Consider the following 16617-nt stretch of genomic DNA (forward strand, 5'->3'; position numbering starts at 1 on the left):
CGTGAAGCGGTCGAAGGGGATCTCGACGTCGGTCCAGGTGTCCGGGGCCTCGAAGGGAGCCGCGTAGTGCTGCCACGGGCGGCGGGTGTCGTCGGTGCGCAGGTGCACGTAGTAGCCGTCGCCGTTGCCGCGCACCCGTAATCGAATGGCGCGGTACGCGCTCGCGTCGAGCGGCCCGCCGCTGCCGTCCAGCGGCAGGGCGACCTGCACGAAGCCGCCGTTGTTCTCCAGGCGCACCTCGCCGCTCATGTGCAGGTGCGGGGTGTCGGCGTCGCCGCGGCGCTCGACGCTCATGTCGCTCACCCCGCCCATGACCCGGTCGGTGAAGCCGGTCCAGCGCGCGCCCCAGGTCGACACGCCCAGGGAATCTCCGAAGTCGTCGAGTACGAGCGGGGGAACGGTCATGGCGGATCCGATCACCAGGAGCAGCAGGGCGGTGAACACGACGGGACACTCCTCGGTCCGGGGTCTCCCGTCGAGTTCGGCGCGACGTCGGCGGCGGATGCGCCGGCGACGCCGGCTACACCGGCCAGCTCACGAAGAGCGAGACGCGCATCGCCCGCAAGGTCTTCAGGTCGTCGTCGTAGCCGTCCGGGAGCTGCGGCCGGTTCGCGCGGTAGGTGGCGTCGAAGTCGGTGACCGCGTCGTCGGCCGTGTACGGTTGCCCGTCGAGCTCGATGTGGTAGCCGCCGATGTTGAGCCACTTCTGCCGAATCGGATCCCAGATGCACATGCTCTCGTCCGCGTTCGTGGCCGCTGCTACGCGTCCGCCCCGGACGTGGTTGCCGAGATGCTCGCCCGCCAGGGCCAGGACGTCGGCCGGTTCCACGTCTCCGTAGGCGTCGGGCCGAAGAACCGTCGTCGGGGTCACCGTGCCGGAGTAAGGCGACCGGAAACTCCGGTCCTGCCGCCAGACGTCGAAGTTCGCGGCGAAGTCCCGCGCCGCGGCCCGTTTGAATTCGGGGCTGCGTTCGAGGCGATGCGCGCTGTCGTTCAGCGAGGAACAGTCGTAACCGAGATCGCAGTGGACGAGTTCGGGCCGGAAGGTCGTCATGTCGGAATCCGATGCGACGAAGAACGGGAGCCTCCGACGCAACAGTCTGCGCCCTGATCGTTCCGTGGAATGGAACGATCAGGGCGATGGCCCACGATCGAGAGGCCGGAGCGCCGTGAGCGGATCCAGGCTGCGGACGCACCGGAAGCCGACGTATCGGCCCGGCGTGAAAGCCTTCTCGATGGGGAGCATGAGTTGTGTCGTCGCCAGCTCGGCTTCGATCGTCCAGCCCGCGCTGATGGCGATCTTCCTGTCGGAATCGACCTCCAGACGCCCGGTCTCGGGGTCTGCCGTTCGCCAGCTGGCGTCGATCCATTCCTGGACCGAGCCCAGGAGATCGAGCACGCCGTCCTCGCTGCGGTCGGAGGGATGGGAGCCGACCGGTGGTACGTTCTGGGTGAACAAGCCATCGTCGACACCACTCATCGCAAGAGTTCGGTCGCCTCGACGGCCCACGACCGCGAGCACCTCGAGCGATTCCGGCGGAACGTCGGCGCGGTACCGTGTCCAGGGGAGTTCGTTCCCGACGGTTCCCCCGACCGCGCGCTGGAACTCCTTGAGCGTCGGAAGACGTTTGCCGGCCCATTCCGCGTACGCCCGGGCGTCGGTCCAGGAGACCATGACCATGGGTCGGTCCTTCAGCGACGACAGGCCCGAGTCCTCCCAGTCCTTCGGCAGCGGATGTCCCGTCGCCTCGTGGAAACGGAGGTAGTCGCCGATCGTCACCTCGGTGCGGTCCATGGCGAACACCGGGCCGGTCCACGGCTCGCGGACCATGGCATCGGTGTCGGGCGGCCAGTGTTCCACCACGAAACGGCCGCCCGGAATGCGCACCATGCCGTCGAGCACCCCGGTCGTGTCCACGAGGGTCGCGTGGAACTCCACCTGCCGCGCGCCATCGGTCGCGTCGGGGGGCGGGATCTCGCGGGAGAGTTCGGCCAGGGCACCGTCGTCGCCCGCGAACACGAAGCGCACGAGTCCGGGGTCGAGCGACGTCCGCACCGGTGTGGTGCCGAGTTCGAGCGGCTCGTCGTACTCGCCCGTCCCGACGTTCCAGGGGCGGACCCAGGTCCGCGTTCCGCTCGGTTCCGACGTCAGCACGACGGGCGTGCGGGTCGTCGGGTCGCGGCTCGCGCCCGTCCACCAGGCCACGCCCACGGCCAGCAGCAGGATGGCGGCGGCGGCGAGGGGACGTCGACGACGGGCCACGAACCGGCGGGCGCGTTGCAGTGCCGACGGAGGCCGGGTCTCGATCCTCCCGCCGCGCGCGAAGGCCCGCAGGTCGCGCGCCATGGCGTCGATCGAGACGTACCGGTCGTCGGGTTTCTTCTCCATCGCCTTCAGGCAGATCGTCTGCAGGTCCCGCGGCACGTCGGGGCGCAGGCGCCGGGGCGCGGTCGGCTCGCCCTGGCGGATGTCGCGCGCGACGTCGAGTGCCGAGTCGCCGAGGAAGGGGCGCCGGCCGGTCAGCAGTTCGTAGAGCACCACTCCGAGCGAGTAGACGTCGGTGCGATGGTCGATCTCGTGGCGGCGCCCCAGGAGCTGCTCGGGGCTCATGTACTGGATCGTGCCCGTCACGTCACCCGAGCGGGTGGGGCCCTCGGCCTCGAGGTCGCGGGCCAGGCCGAAGTCGGTGAGCCGTGGATGGCCCTGGCGGTCGATCAGCACGTTCGCCGGTTTGACGTCGCGGTGGATCACGCCGTGGTCGTGGGCATGGGCCAGGCCGTCGGCGATCCGGGCGACGAAGTCGGCGATCGCGCGCGGATCGTCCGGGTCGGGTCCGAGCCCCCGCCGGCGGTCGACGACCATCTCGTCGGCCACGTTCGAGCCCTCGACGAAGGGCATCACCAGGTAGTGGGTGCCGCGCTCGGTGCCCGAGCGCAACAGCGGGACGATCGAGGGGTGGTCGAAGCGCTGCATGCGCTCGGCCTCGCCCTCGAAGCGCACCAGACCGGTGCCACTGCTGGCCAGACCGAAGAACAGCAACTTCAGGGCGACGACGTCGTCGGTGCTCGTGTCGATTCCGCGGTAGACGGTCCCCGTGCCGCCGTGGCCGATCTCGGTGGTGAGACGCACACCGCCGAGGACGTCGAAGGGCAGGTTCCCGTCGGCCTGTTCCTCGCTCACGTCGAGGAAGTCGCCGGCGGCCTCGAGGTGGCGGAGCAGGCTCTCGACCTCGGTGCGCGTGGCGGCATCGAGCTCGTCGAGGCGGCGAATGCGCTCGCTCGGGCTCAGATCGAGCACGGCTTCGAAGATCTCGCGGACGCGTCGGGACTCGCTCACCATGAACTCCGGAGAGGGACCAACTCCGAACTCTGCCTGCTCCGGCGCGTGGGATCAAGTGTGACTCCGTGCAGTCGATCGTTGCCGGGTCGGTTGCCTTCGCGCATGCTGCGCCGTCGTGAACCTCTTGTTCGGATCGAATCTCTCGCAGTGGGGTGGCGGTGAGAAGTGGATGCTCACCGCCGCCGAGGCGATGGCCGAGCGGGGCCATCGCGTTTCACTGTGTGCGCCCACCGGATCCGAACTGCTCGCGCGGGCGCCGGCGTCGATCGAGACCTTCGCCGTGGACTTCGTCCGCGATTTCGATCCGGTGTCGTTCCTGCGCGTGTGGCGCCATTGCCGCCGGCGGCGGATCGACGTCTTCTGCCTGAACATGGACCGCGTGCTGCGCGTGGGCGGTCTGGCGGCGCGGCTGGCCGGCGTGAGGGCGGTGATCCCGCGCCGCGGCAGCGAGTTCCCCCTGAAGGGCCACCTGAACTACCGCTTCCAGTACCAGGTGGTGGCGACCGCGCTCGTCGTCAACTCGCGCGCGACCGAGCGCACGCTGTGCCGCGACATCGACTGGAGGCCGCGCGGACGCGTGCACGTGCTGCACAACGGACTCGACCTGCGTCCGTACCAGAACCCCCGGCCGCGGCACGAGGTCCGCGCCGAACTCGGCCTGGCCGACGACGACCTCGTGGTGTTGAACGTCGGCGAGCTGACCACGCGCAAGAACGCGGCGCTGCTCGTGTCCGTGGTCCCGGACCTGCTTACGGAGTTCCCGCGGCTGCGTGTGCTGCTGGTGGGCGAGGGCGATCAACGCCACGCCCTGCAGCAGCAGATCGAGGCGCTGGACGTGGGCGATCACGTGCGCCTGCTCGGTTTCCGGCGTGACGTGGCCGACCTGCTGAACGCGGGCGACTTGCTGGCCCACACCGCCCACGTCGAGGGCTTCGGTTTCGCCGTGGCCGAGGCCATGGCCTGCGGCCTCCCCACGGTGGTCACGAACGCCAGCAGCCTGCCCGAGGTGCTCGAGGAGGGCGTCACGGGCTTTGCCTTCGCCGACGACGACGCCGACGGCCTGCGCGCGGCCCTGCGTCGCTATCTCGCCGATCCCGCACTGCGCCGCGAGCACGGCGAGGCCGGCCGCCGCCGGGTGCACACGCACTTCGAGCTGGGCGCGAAGATGGACGAACTCGAGCGGATCCTCGAACTCGAGACCGGCCGTCGTGGATCGTGACCGATCACACCGCCCCGCGGCGTGCTTCCAGTTGGCTGCGGATCTCCTGGGCCCGGTCCTCGGTGATCTCGAACCGGTAGATCGCCCACAGAGCGATCGCCGAGGTCAGAACGGGGACGAAGATGTCGAACAGCCGCATGAGCAGAATGGTGCGCTCGGTCTGGTCGACACCGAGATCGACGTCGAAGCCGGTGAAGTTCAGGAGGTACCCGCTCAGCGCCAGCGCGGCCGAGAGGCCCAGCTTGATCATCCACCAGAAGATCGATCCGAACATGCCCTCGCGGCGTTCGTGGGTCTCGAGTTCGTCGGCGTCACACACGTCGGCGATCATCGCCGGCACGAGCGTGAACAGACTGGCGAGCCCGAACGAGATGAAGGGCTGCGGGACGAGGACCAGCCACGGCATGTCGGGCCGGTAGCACACCCACTTGAGCAGGAAGCCCAGCATCGACATCGAGATTCCGAAGAGCAGCGCCTTGCGCTTGCCGATGCGCGTGCCGAGCCAGGTCATGCCGGCCACGATCAGGAAGTTCGCCACGGCGCCGGAGGTGCCAGCCCACCCGAACCACTTGGCGCCGGCGATCTGGTCGCCCTCGGCCACGTGGTAGATGATCACGTACTGCTGGAAGGCCGCGACCATCATGAACCCGTTGAAGACCAGGAACGCGGTCAGACAGAGCTTCTGGAACGGGCGTGACCTGAGCGTCACGCCGAAGCCCGAGAAGAACGCCTTCAGGCTCTCGACGAGTCCCGGGCGCGGATGGGCGGCGGCCTCGGTCCGGGCCACGTCCGCCATGCGCTCGCGCAGGAAGATCGCGGGCAGGATTCCCAGCCCGATCGTCACTATGCCGATCACCACGGCCAGCCCCAGCGCACCCTCCACCTGATCCGGCTCGCCCAGTTCGTTCTGGAAGATCTCCCCCGAATTCATGATCCACAGGAACCACGGCGCCGCCGTGAACGCGATCTGCCCGATGAAGTTCTGGGTGCCCATCACGCGCGTGCGTTCGTGGTAGTCGGGCGTGAGCTCGTATCCCAGCGCGACCCAGGGCGTGGCGAACATCGTGTACGCGGCGAAGAACACGATCGAGACCACGAGGAAGTACCAGAAGTACCACATCTCGCCCTTGCCCTCGGGCAGGGCCCAGAGCACGACGAACAGGATCGCGGCCAGGATCGCCCCGGCGAAGATGAACGGACGCCGGCGGCCCCAGCGTGTGCGCGTGTGGTCGGAGATGTAGCCCATCACCGGGTCGGTGAAGGCGTCGGTCAGCCTCGGGAGCGCGCCGAGCAGGCCGACCAGGAACGGGTTCACGCCGAAGCCCAGGTTCAGCACGATCATCATGCCGCCGGTGGCCGCGCCCAGCAGGTTGTTCACGAAGGCGCCGAGGCCGTAGACGATCCGCTGTGAGAAGGGGATCCGGTCCTCGGGGGCCGTGGCGCGTTGGGCGGGGTTCATGGGCGAACGTCCTGGGACGGGGAATGGGGCGCCGATCTTTGTACGACTGCCGAACAAAGTTGCCCGAGACGGGCGCTGCGGTCAACGGGTTTTCCGCGGGGCAGGAGGTCGGTGGCGAGCTGCGTCCACGAAAGGGCGACGGACAGGTGAAGAACCAGCAACGTGATCGGCAACCAACGGATCATGGATTGCGTCCTCGCCGCCGCATGGCATGATCGATCGGCGCGGGTCGTCGCCACGGTCCGTGCCTGCCGTGATCGCGTTCACGGCAGACCCCCAGCCCGGGATCCTCGCCATGACCAGCGATACCACCAGCGTCCTCGTGACCTTCGTCCTCTATCTCGTCGTGATGCTGGGGATCGGCTGGTACTTCTACAACCGCACCCGGAACCTGTCCGACTACATCCTCGGCGGCCGCGGGCTGAACCGCTGGGTCGCGGCGATGAGCGCGCAGGCCTCGGACATGAGCGGCTGGCTGCTGCTGGGTCTGCCCGGCTTCGCCTACCTGGCCGGACTCGAGGCGCTGTGGATCGCGCTGGGCCTCGGCGTGGGCACGTACCTGAACTGGCGTTTCGTGGCGCGGAGGCTGCGCGACTACACCGAGGCTTCGGGCGATTCGATCACCCTGCCCGACTACTTCGAGTCGCGCTTCCGTGACCACTCGAAGATCCTGCGCATCGTCGCCGCGGTGTTCATCCTGATCTTCTTCATGATCTACACGTCGAGCGGGTTCGTGGCGGGTGCGAAGCTCTTCGAGACGGTGTTCGGCTTCTCCTACACGTCGGCCCTGGTCATCGGCGTGCTGGTGATCATCGTCTACACCTTCCTGGGTGGCTTCATGGCGGTCAGTTGGACCGACCTGATCCAGGGCTCGCTCATGTTCGTGGCCATCATCGCCGTCCCGCTCTTCGGGATGTCGCTCAGCGGTGGATTCGGCGGGACGTTCCGAACGGTCCTCGACATCAATCCCGAGTTGCTCGACGTGCTCAGCAGCGCCGACGGCACCTTCATCGGCGTGATCGCGATCGTGTCGTCGTTGGCGTGGGGACTGGGCTACTTCGGGCAGCCGCACATCCTGGCGCGCTTCATGGCGATCCGGGACCCGAAGCAGATCACCGACGCGCGGCGCATCGCCATGGTCTGGGTGACCATCAGCCTGCTGATGGCCGTGATCGTGGGCATCGTCGGCCGCGCCGGCCTACCGCAGGACCTGGCCGGTGCCGACAGCGAGCGGGTGTTCATGCTGTTGATCGATGCCGTGTTCCATCCACTGCTCGCGGGCGTAATGCTGTCGGCGATCCTGGCCGCGGTGATGTCGACGGCCGACAGCCAGTTGCTCGTGTCGTCGAGTGCCCTGACCGAGGACCTGTACAAGGTCCTGCTGCGCCGCGACGCGAGCCAGCGTGAGCTCGTGTGGGTGAGCCGGGGCGCCGTGATCGCCATCGCGTTGATCGCGTTCAGCATCGCCATGGATCCCGAAAGCAAGGTGCTCGAGCTGGTGAGTTACGCCTGGGGCGGATTCGGCGCGACCTTCGGACCGATCATTCTGCTGTCGCTGTTCTGGCGTCGCATGACGCGCATGGGCGCCCTGGCCGGGATCCTCGCCGGCGGCGTGACCGTGATCTGGTGGAAGAACCAGACCGGCGGGATCTTCGACCTGTACGAGATCGTCCCGGGCTTCCTGATCTCGATCGCCGCGATCGTGGTCGTGAGTCTGGCCGGTGCGCCGCCGAGCGAGGAGATCCAGGAGGAGTTCGAGCGGGTGCGGGGGCGCGTCTAGGCGCGGTGTGCGCATGCTCGGACTCAGAGGGTCTTCAGGAAAGCAATGAGATGGTCCCGCTGGACCTCGGTGAGGCGGTCCGCGAACGAGGGCATCTGGTCATAGGGTTGGACGAGCTGACTCCGAACGTTCTCGGCGGTCGCGGGTCGTCCGCTCGCGGGGAGCGTCTCACGGTCGAACAGTCCCTCGAGACCGGGTCCCACGCGAAATTCCCGCTTGCGGAGGAAGTGACACTGCACGCAGCCCTTGTCGACGTAGAGACGAGCGCCCTTCTGTGAGGGCGTCACCGCCGGAGCAACGGCGGACACCCTGAACACGGCCGCAGCGCCGATCGCGGCCAGGACGACCGCAGTGACCACGGCCGTCGTGTGTCTCAGTCGCGTTCGTCGCATGGCCCTTCCTTCAATCGAGGAACGAGAAGATCTCGATCCGGATCCGTGAATCCGGCACGCCCAACTCGTGGAGGCTCGCAATGACTGCGGACCTCAAGGGTGTCGGCCCACATACGTAGAACACCTCGCTCTCGGGCTGGTTTCCGCAGATCTCGCGGAGCAGCGACGTATCGACGTGTCCGCGTCGTCCTGTCCACTCGTCGCCGGGTCGGCTGAGGACATGGGTGACTCGAAGTCGTGGATGCTCGCCGGTGGCCATCTCGTCGATCTCGCCGCGGAAGACGATGCTCGACTCCGTGCGGTTCGCATAGACGAGCCGGACGGATCGTTCGTCACGGGTGTCGCGCATGTGACGGAGCATGCTCATCAGTGGCGTGATACCGATTCCACCGGCGACGAAGACCAGGTCCCGTTCTTCCGGATGCAGAACGTAGGAATAGCGACCGAAGGGGCCGTGGACGGCTGCCGTGTCGCCCACGCGCGTCTCCCCGATCGTGCTCGTGAAGTCGCCCACCGCCTTGATCGTCGAAGCGAGGTGGTCGGTGGTCGGGCTCGAAGAGATCGTCCAGTGATGTTCTTCGACGGGGAGTTCACGGCCCCGGAAGAAGGTGACGAAGTGGAACTGACCCGGCAGGTAGTCCAGCGGCGGCAGGCCCTCCGGCGGGGTGAATTCGATCGTCCACACGCCGTCGGCCTCCGGACGTACGGCGCTCACCCGGTAGGGGCGCCCGGCCAGCCACCACGGCCGGACGAAGCGGTGCACGACGTACGTCCCGAGAGCGACCGCGGTCACGATGATCCATGTCACCTGGAGCGGGAAGAGGCGAAGGTCCTGTCCCCACGCCCACGCGTGGACGGCGGCCCCGACGAGAACGAGCGGTCCGAGGATGTCGTGCAGGAGACGCCAGTGCTCGAAGTCGAGCGCCACTCGCCTCTGGAACACGCTCAGGAGGACGTTGAGCAGGAGGAGGACGAGCGCGGCCTTGCCCAACCATACGGCCCATGGTTGATCCAGTCCCAAGAGCAGGTCGGTGCCTGCACCACCTGCGGCCAACAGGAGCGGGTGCGCCACGATGAGCGCGGTTGCGAGGATCGCCATGTGCCGGTGGAAGCGGATGAGGATGTCGAAACCGAACGGGCGCTCGATCCAGCGTATGCGCGCCGCCAGCAGGAACTGCAGGGCCAGCAATGCGAATCCCGCGAGGGCACAGAAGCGTCCGAGCTCGTAGACCACACTTCGCGGCATCAAGCCGAGCAGTGCGGCCAGGACGACCGGGCCGACCGCCAGGAGCACGTACGCGACGATGCGCACCAGCCCGGGAATCATGGTCGAAGCCTTCGGTTCATCGCTCACTCCGGCTGCTCGTCGTCGCGCGGTCGCAGGATCGGGCCCACGCGGCCCTCGGTCCGCTCCTTCCGGATCGTCGCGTCCGGGCCGAAGGGGTGTCCACCGAAGCCGTGTCGCATCATGGCGACCGCGCGTGCCCAGTGCTGGGTCTCGTCACGCGACGCGAAGAGTTGCATCACTGCCTGGCTGATCACCGGGATCGGTCGTTCCTGGGCCATGGCATCGCTCACGAGCCAGTTCACCTCGCCGGTGTCCTCCACGTAGGCCGGTACCGATTCCAGACCGCCTCGTTCTCTGTACTCGCGTTCCATGAGATCCACGAGCCAGGAACGGATCACCGAACCGTGACGCCAACAGTGGAGTACGTCTGCCACGGGAAGTGGGTCGCGATGATGCGCGAGCAGATCGACTCCCTCGGCGATCGCCTGGAGCATCCCGAACTCGATACCGTTGTGCACCAGCTTGACGAAGTGCCCGGCACCGGAAGGACCCGCGTGCACATAACCGCCTTCGACCGCCAGTGCACGAAGGATCGGCTCGACGCGCGCGACTGCGTCATCGTCGCCACCGACCATGAAACACGCCCCTTCCCGCGCTCCGTCGACACCGCCACTGGTGCCGATGTCGACGAGACGAATGTCTCGTTCGGCCAGACGTTCGCTCCGCCGGACCGAGTCGCCCCAGTACGAGTTGCCGCCGTCGGCGACGATGTCGCCCGGCTCGAGGTGCTCGACGAGACCGTCGAGGACGTGATCGACGAGGGATCCCGCCGGGACGTACAGGAAGACGGCACGCGGGCGCGCAAGACTGCGGAAATCCCCCATGTGTTCCGTCGCGATCACCCCGAGCTCACGGAGGTCGTCGGGCACGCCGTGGACGTCGTGTCCGACCACCTTCATCCCTTTGCGAGCGGCCTGTAGAGCGATGCCGCCACCCATTCGTCCGAGACCCACGACCCCGAATTCTTGTTCCTGAATGGCCACGAGCGCCTCCTTTCGCCAGAACGAAGATCGGTCGCACGGGTCGCCTCCAAGGCCCGTGTCGTCGCACGCGTCCACTGTATGCCGCCTGTCAACCATCTCGTGGCGAAGCGGCGGTCGCATTGGCGTCGGCGGCGCCCTGTTCCTAAGGTGCGATTCGGAGCCGATTCACGGGAGGTATTGATGTCCTATCTCGCCATCGAGGACCACGGTGTGATCGGAGACCAGCACACGGTGGCGCTGGTCGGTCTCGACGGGACCATCGACTTCCTCTGTTTTCCCCACTTCGATTCACCGAGCGTGTTCGCGTCGTTGCTCGACGACGAGAAGGGTGGCAGCTTCCGCCTGGCTCCGTCACACGAGACGACCTCGGTCAAGCAACAGTACTTCCCCGATACGAATGTTCTCATGACCCGATTCTTCTCGGCGGAGGGAATGGCGGAGATCATCGACTACATGCCGTGCGCCGAGTGCGGTCAGGAGCACGCGATCTATCGGCGGGCACACGTCATCCGGGGCGAGGTGGACTTCCACATGCGCTGTGCCCCACGCTTCGACTACGCGCGTGCCGATCATCGGATCGAGCGGCGCTCGGATGGCGTGGAGTTCCATGGTGAGGACGAAGCGGGGACCACGCTGCAATTGCGCTCGAGCGTCCCGGTCGAGACCGATGGGCCCGATGCCACCGCCGGCTTTCGTCTGCGGGCCGGGCAGACCGCGGACTTCGTGCTGTCGGAGGTCGGCGAGATCCCGCCGACGGGCGAAGACCTCCCGATCTGGTGCGATCAGCTCTTCGATGCCACGGTCGAGTACTGGCGCAACTGGGTTCGTCGGAGCGCGTACCACGGACGCTGGAAGAACATGGTCGACCGGTCTGCGCTGACACTGAAACTGTTGTCTTCGCGACCGACCGGTGCCTTCGTCGCTGCACCGACCTTCGGGCTTCCCGAGCGGGTCGGTGGCGATCGGAACTGGGACTACCGCTACGCCTGGATACGCGACTCGTCGTTCACGCTCTACGCGCTGATCCGTCTGGGTTATCGCGAGGAGGCGGTGAACTTCATCCAATGGCTGGTGGACCGCACCTGCGAGATCGGACCCGGGGACACGCTTCAGATCATGTACGGGCTCGACGGACGCCGCCGCCTTCCCGAGACACGGCTCGACCATCTCGAGGGCCATCGCGGCTCGAGGCCCGTTCGGATCGGCAACGATGCCTACGATCAGCTCCAGCTCGACATCTACGGGGAGTTGATGGACTCGTGCTACTTGTTCGACAAGCACGTCGAGCCGATCTCCTACGAGCTCTGGCAGGACCTCGTGCAGCTGATCGAGTGGGTACGGGCGAACTGGGACCGGGCCGACGAGGGGATCTGGGAGGTGCGCGGCGGACGTCGGCATTTCCTGCATTCCCGCCTCATGTGCTGGGTCGCGGTCGATCGAGCCATCCGTCTGGCGCGCAAACGGTCACTCCCTGCCGACCTCGACGGTTGGCTCGACACACGTGACACGATCTATCGCCAGATCCACGACGAGTTCTTCGATGCCGACCTCGGCATCTTCACCCAGACCCGCAACGGTAGTGCACTCGACGCGTCGACTCTCCTCATGCCGCTGATGCGCTTCATGGCTCCCACCGATCCACGTTGGTCGTCGCATCTCGATGCCGTCCAGTCGGACCTGGCCGAGGACGCGCTCGTCTATCGCTATCGCACGGAGCGCGGGGTCGAGGACGGAATGGAGGCCGGTGAGGGCACCTTCACGATGTGCTCCTTCTGGTACGCCGAGTGTCTCGCGCGCGCGGGTCGTCTGCCAGATGCTCGTCTCGCCTTCGAGAAGGCGCTCGGATTCGCCAATCACGTCGGTCTGTACTCGGAGGAACTCGGGTCCTGCGGTGAACACCTGGGCAACTTCCCGCAGGCGTTCACTCACCTCGGACTGATCAGCGCCGCCTACCACCTGGATCGTGCCCTCTCCGGTTCCGGCTGGAGGGCGTGAGCGTCGAGGCGATGCAGAAAGGATCGGACATGAATGGACGTACATCAGATGCTCGGGACTCGGGCCGTGAGGGCCTCCCGTCGCACATTCCCGGAACCGTCACCCCGCGGGAGCCTCTGGGCGAGATCCTGAAGGGCCAGAAGGCCCTGGTGACCGGCGGTACCAGCGGGATCGGTCGGGCCGTGGCCCTGGCTCTCGCCGAAGCCGGTGCGGATGTGGCCGTGAATCACCTCTCCGACTCCGAGGCGGTCGCCGAGGTCGTCGACGCCCTCGAGGCAGCCGGGGCAACAGCCTTGTCGGTGCAGGGCGACGTCTCGAGCGAGGAAGACGTCGAGCGAATGATCTCGGAGAGTTGCGATGCCCTGGGCACGATCGACATCCTCGTCAACAACGCCGGGATCCAGAAAGATGCTCGCTTCGCCGACATGACGCTCGACGAATGGAACGACGTCATCGGGGTGAATCTCACCGGTCAGTTCCTGTGTGCGCGGGCTGCGGTCCGCGAGTTCCTCGCCCACGGCGACCGAACGGAAGTCTGTGCGGCCGCCGGGAAGATCATCGGCATCAGCTCGGTGCACGACGTCATTCCCTGGGCAGGCCACGTCAACTACGCGGCCAGCAAGGGTGGGGCGCAGCTCATGATGAAGAGCATTGCCCAGGAGTTGGCACCGTACCGGATCCGGGTGAACTCGGTCGCCCCGGGGGCCATCCGTACGCCGATCAACGAGCAAGCCTGGCGCGACCGGGACGACTACGAGGAGCTCGTACGGTTGATCCCGGCCGGTCGGATCGGAGAGGCCGAGGACGTCGCCCGCGCGGTGGTCTGGCTCGCGTCGGACCACGCGGACTACGTCACCGGAGCCACGCTGTACGTGGACGGCGGGATGCAGCTGTATCCGGGCTTCAGCGAAGCCGGTTGAGGGGTGGCTGGAGGGATCCCACCTCCACCGGGTTCGACGGGTCGTTGCTCCACTCGAACCATCCGCCGTCGAACACCGCCACGTCGGGCCATCCCTGGAACCAGGCGTTGAAGAAGGCCTCGCTGCCCCGCCAGCCCGTGCCGCAGTAGAAGGCGGTGCGGCGGCCGGGTGCGAGCCCGGCGGCGGTCCACGCCGCGGAGACCTCGTGGAACTCGCGCGTGGTGTGGTCGAGATTGCGGTAGTTCTCCATGTGGTAGGCGTCGCTGCCGCAGTGTCCGAACACGGCCCCGGGGATCCGCCCGCGCCGCTCGATGTAGTCGTAGCCGCTCACCTCGCCGCGGTACTCGGGCTCGCTCCGCACGCAGACCAGGTCGGCGGTGTCGGAGGCGAGCATGTGGCGGGCCTCGTAGAGGTCGACGGCCAGGTCGGGTTCGGCCGGGAGGGTGCGGCCGAACTCCCGACGCGTCGGCGCGGGCGTCGGTTCGGTCGACACCGGCAGGCCATCGTCGATCCACGACTGCAGGCCACCGTCGAGGATGCGGACGTCGCGCACGCCGGCCCACAACAGGATCCAGGCACAGCGGAAGGCGGCGATGTGACCCGCACTGCTGCCCGGGAAGGGATCCTCGGGTCGCGGGTGGGAACAGCGACCGTAGAGCACGACGGTGGTGTCGGCCGTGATGCCCAGGTCGGCCAACACCGCGGCCACCTCGTCGGGGGAACGACGGTTCCACGTCTCGGTCGATTCCAGGGAGTTGGTGTCGACCGGGAGTGCACCCGGCACGTGTCCGAGCACGTAGTCGTCGGGGTTGCGGTAGTGGGTGTGCAACAGGGCCATCTGCCCGTCGTCGGCGCCGATCGATCCTTCTTCGATCCGATCGGACAGCCATGCCGGCGGGACGAGATGGTTCCACCGTGCCAGGCGGTCCATGGGGAGCGACGCGTCGGCGCTCCATTCGTCGACGAAGTGCGGGTAGACCGCGACGTCGTTCCAACCCGACCCCCGGAACCGGTGCGCCGCACGCTCGGCCTCGTCGTCGTAGCCGTACAGGACCACGCGGTGTTCCGGCCGGATTCGCTTCGACCGTACGACCTCGATCCAGTCGAGGTAGTCGCACCACTTGGCCGGCAGGCTGCGCGCTCCGGTCACGTGTCCTCCGCGGGATTCGCCGCGCAGGGGCCAGCCGTTGTAGGCGTCGGACGGCCGGGCGTCGACGACGACGGCATCGCCGTCGTGGACCAGCCGTGCGAGGTCATGGGTTCCGATCGACGGGAGTGCGGACGAGTGCATCGTTCTTCCTTCGACGGTGGGAGGACGTGATCGGACCACAACCTGACGACGGCCCGAAAGGATGGCCGTGGTGAACTCGCACCATCGGAGTCCTCACGCTTCCGCCTGAAGTGGTGCGGAGCCGCCCCATGTCCGGCTGCGCGTGCCCCGGCCCTCCGGTGGGGCGCGGCCCCACGCCAGCCCTGTGTCTCGGCCCATGGTCCTCGGCCGCCCGCTCGCGGAAAGTGTCGCGCATCCCCCCCGCGTCCAGGACTCCGGAACGGTCACGCCCATGCCCCATTGGCCCCTGATCCTGCACACGATCGCCGTCGCGGCGCTGGTCGCCGTCATGATCGGGCTGTCGCACGTCCTCGGGGAACGGCATCGCGACGGTGCCACCGACACGCCCTACGAATCGGGGATCGTTCCCACCCGTGACGCGCCGCCGCGTTACACGGCGCAGTTCTACCTCGTGGCCGCCTTCTTCGTGATCTTCGATCTCGAGTTGGTCTTCCTGTTCTCGTGGGCGCTCGTCGCCCGCGAAGCCGGAATGGTGGCCTTCGTCGAGATCTTGGTCTTCGTCGCGGTCCTGCTGGTCGCGCTTGCGTGGGCCTGGCGCATCGGGGCCCTGGACTGGGCGCCGCGTGCCCGTGAGCGGAGCGTGTCGAGGAGGTCGTCGCGTTGAGGTGGTGGATCACCCGGCCCGATCCGCCCGCGCCCGCATCGGGCGAGGTCCGGTCGGAACCCGCGATGGACGAACAGCTCGAGCGCACCGTCGCGCTCGCCCGTCTGCAGGACCTCGTGGCCTGGGGACGCAAGAATTCCATGTGGCCTTTCAACTTCGGACTGAGCTGCTGCTACGTCGAGATGGCCACGAGTCTGACCAGCCGCTACGACATCGCACGCTTCGGGGCCGAGGTGATCCGGGGCACGCCGCGCGAGGCCGACGTGATGGTCATCGCCGGCACGGTGTTCCGGAAGATGGCGCCGGTGATCAAGCGACTCTACGACCAGATGATGGAACCGCGCTGGGTGGTGTCGATGGGATCGTGCGCCAACTCCGGAGGGATGTACGACATCTACAGCGTCGTGCAGGGCGTCGACACCTTCCTGCCCGTCGACGTGTACGTGCCCGGGTGTCCGCCCCGTCCCGATGCCTTCATGCAGGGGCTCGTACTGCTGCAGGAGTCGGTGGGGGGCGAGCGTCGGCCGTTGTCGCGATGGGTCGGTCCGCAGGGCGTGCAGAGCGGGCCGCAGCCCTCCCAGCGGGAACTGCGGCGCGACGAACACACACGCGTCGAGGACCTTCCTCCCCCCGACCACCCCGTGTGACGGCGGAGGAGGCATGAGCGGAACCCACGACCGGACCGTGCCGACGGCCGCGGACGCGGAGCGGCGCTTCGACGACGTTCGTCGTGCCGACGGCGATGCCGTCGACGGCATCTGCACCCTGGTGTCGCCGCCGGAGCGCACGAAGGAGCTGCTGCGCTGGCTCAAGCACGAAGCCGGCCACGGCATGCTCTACGACCTCACGGCGATCGACGACCGGGCCCGTCGGCACCGGGGCAACGGCGAGGAGGCGGGTTTCACGGCGGTGTACCAGTTGCTGTCGCTCGAGCCGTTCTCGGAGGTGCGCGTGAAGGTGCCGCTCGACGCCGAGCGCCCTTCGATGCCCACCGTGACCGACGTGTGGCCGGCGGCGAACTGGTACGAACGCGAGGCCTTCGACATGTTCGGGATCGACTTCGAGGGTCATCCGGACCCGCGACGGATCCTCATGCCGCCCACGTGGACGGGGCATCCCCTGCGCAAGGACCATCCGGCGCGCGCCACCGAGTCGGAGCGCTACTCCCTCGACGACGCCGAGCGCGAGCGGCAGGAGGAGGCCCTGCGCTTCGACCCGGCAGCCTG

15 protein-coding genes are annotated in these 16617 nt (G+C 67.6%); 7 read left to right on the forward strand and 8 right to left on the reverse strand.

The window, feature by feature from the left end:
- The 3 genes from VKA86_06210 to VKA86_06220 all read right to left on the reverse strand — a co-directional run.
- Positions 1-444: CIA30 family protein (locus VKA86_06210; protein ID HKK70792.1), on the reverse strand; the 444-nt coding region annotated here is incomplete at its 3' end.
- Between the two features lie 76 nt (positions 445-520).
- Complete coding sequence (locus VKA86_06215) at positions 521-1054, reverse strand: hypothetical protein (GenBank protein HKK70793.1); 534 nt, start codon at positions 1052-1054, stop codon at positions 521-523.
- A 78-nt stretch (positions 1055-1132) separates the two neighbouring features.
- A complete protein-coding gene (locus VKA86_06220) occupies positions 1133-3337 on the reverse strand; it encodes a bifunctional serine/threonine-protein kinase/formylglycine-generating enzyme family protein (protein HKK70794.1) in 2205 nt (734 codons plus the stop codon).
- A gap of 118 nt (positions 3338-3455) precedes the next feature.
- Between VKA86_06220 and VKA86_06225 the strand changes: the two genes are divergently transcribed.
- The gene (locus VKA86_06225; protein HKK70795.1) at positions 3456-4559 is read left to right on the forward strand and encodes a glycosyltransferase family 4 protein; all 1104 of its coding nucleotides are present in this window, start codon (positions 3456-3458) and stop codon (positions 4557-4559) included.
- Positions 4560-4563: 4 nt separating this feature from the next.
- On the opposite strand, the gene VKA86_06230 is transcribed toward VKA86_06225, so the two are convergent.
- On the reverse strand, positions 4564-6018 hold the full coding sequence (locus tag VKA86_06230; GenBank protein HKK70796.1) for an MFS transporter: 1455 nt from the start codon (positions 6016-6018) through the stop codon (positions 4564-4566).
- Positions 6019-6313: 295 nt separating this feature from the next.
- Between VKA86_06230 and putP the strand changes: the two genes are divergently transcribed.
- Entirely contained in the window at positions 6314-7798 is a 1485-nt protein-coding gene (gene putP / locus VKA86_06235; GenBank protein HKK70797.1) for a sodium/proline symporter PutP, read from the forward strand.
- 23 nt (positions 7799-7821) lie between these two features.
- On the opposite strand, the gene VKA86_06240 is transcribed toward putP, so the two are convergent.
- Genes VKA86_06240 through gnd form a run of 3 tightly spaced genes read right to left on the reverse strand, consistent with a single transcriptional unit; the run spans position 7822 to position 10641 of the window.
- Entirely contained in the window at positions 7822-8190 is a 369-nt protein-coding gene (locus VKA86_06240) for a c-type cytochrome (protein HKK70798.1), read from the reverse strand.
- 10 nt (positions 8191-8200) lie between these two features.
- Positions 8201-9544, reverse strand: a complete 1344-nt coding sequence (locus tag VKA86_06245) for a ferric reductase-like transmembrane domain-containing protein (protein HKK70799.1) — start codon at positions 9542-9544, stop codon at positions 8201-8203.
- Entirely contained in the window at positions 9541-10641 is a 1101-nt protein-coding gene (gene gnd, locus VKA86_06250) for a decarboxylating 6-phosphogluconate dehydrogenase (protein HKK70800.1), read from the reverse strand. Before gnd ends, VKA86_06245 begins: the two co-directional genes overlap by 4 nt.
- 60 nt (positions 10642-10701) lie before the next feature.
- Between gnd and VKA86_06255 the strand changes: the two genes are divergently transcribed.
- Complete coding sequence (locus VKA86_06255; GenBank protein HKK70801.1) at positions 10702-12516, forward strand: glycoside hydrolase family 15 protein; 1815 nt, start codon at positions 10702-10704, stop codon at positions 12514-12516.
- 29 nt (positions 12517-12545) lie between these two features.
- Positions 12546-13436 carry a 3-oxoacyl-ACP reductase FabG gene (gene fabG / locus VKA86_06260; GenBank protein ID HKK70802.1) on the forward strand — a complete coding sequence of 297 codons (891 nt, stop codon included), beginning with the start codon at positions 12546-12548 and terminating at the stop codon, positions 13434-13436.
- On the opposite strand, the gene VKA86_06265 is transcribed toward fabG, so the two are convergent.
- Positions 13420-14727, reverse strand: a complete 1308-nt coding sequence (locus VKA86_06265; GenBank protein ID HKK70803.1) for a rhodanese-like domain-containing protein — start codon at positions 14725-14727, stop codon at positions 13420-13422. The genes fabG and VKA86_06265 overlap by 17 nt on opposite strands.
- 271 nt (positions 14728-14998) lie before the next feature.
- Here VKA86_06265 and ndhC point away from each other — a divergent pair, with 271 nt between their 5' ends.
- The 3 genes from ndhC to VKA86_06280 all read left to right on the forward strand — a co-directional run.
- On the forward strand, positions 14999-15391 hold the full coding sequence (gene ndhC / locus VKA86_06270) for an NADH-quinone oxidoreductase subunit A (protein HKK70804.1): 393 nt from the start codon (positions 14999-15001) through the stop codon (positions 15389-15391).
- Positions 15392-15456: 65 nt separating this feature from the next.
- Complete coding sequence (locus tag VKA86_06275) at positions 15457-16038, forward strand: NADH-quinone oxidoreductase subunit B family protein (protein HKK70805.1); 582 nt, start codon at positions 15457-15459, stop codon at positions 16036-16038.
- Positions 16039-16051: 13 nt separating this feature from the next.
- The coding region (locus tag VKA86_06280) for an NADH-quinone oxidoreductase subunit C (protein ID HKK70806.1) at positions 16052-16617 on the forward strand (566 nt) is incomplete at its 3' end.

The sequence above is a fragment of the Candidatus Krumholzibacteriia bacterium genome, assembly GCA_035268685.1.
Taxonomy (GTDB): Bacteria; Krumholzibacteriota; Krumholzibacteriia; order JAJRXK01; family JAJRXK01; genus JAJRXK01.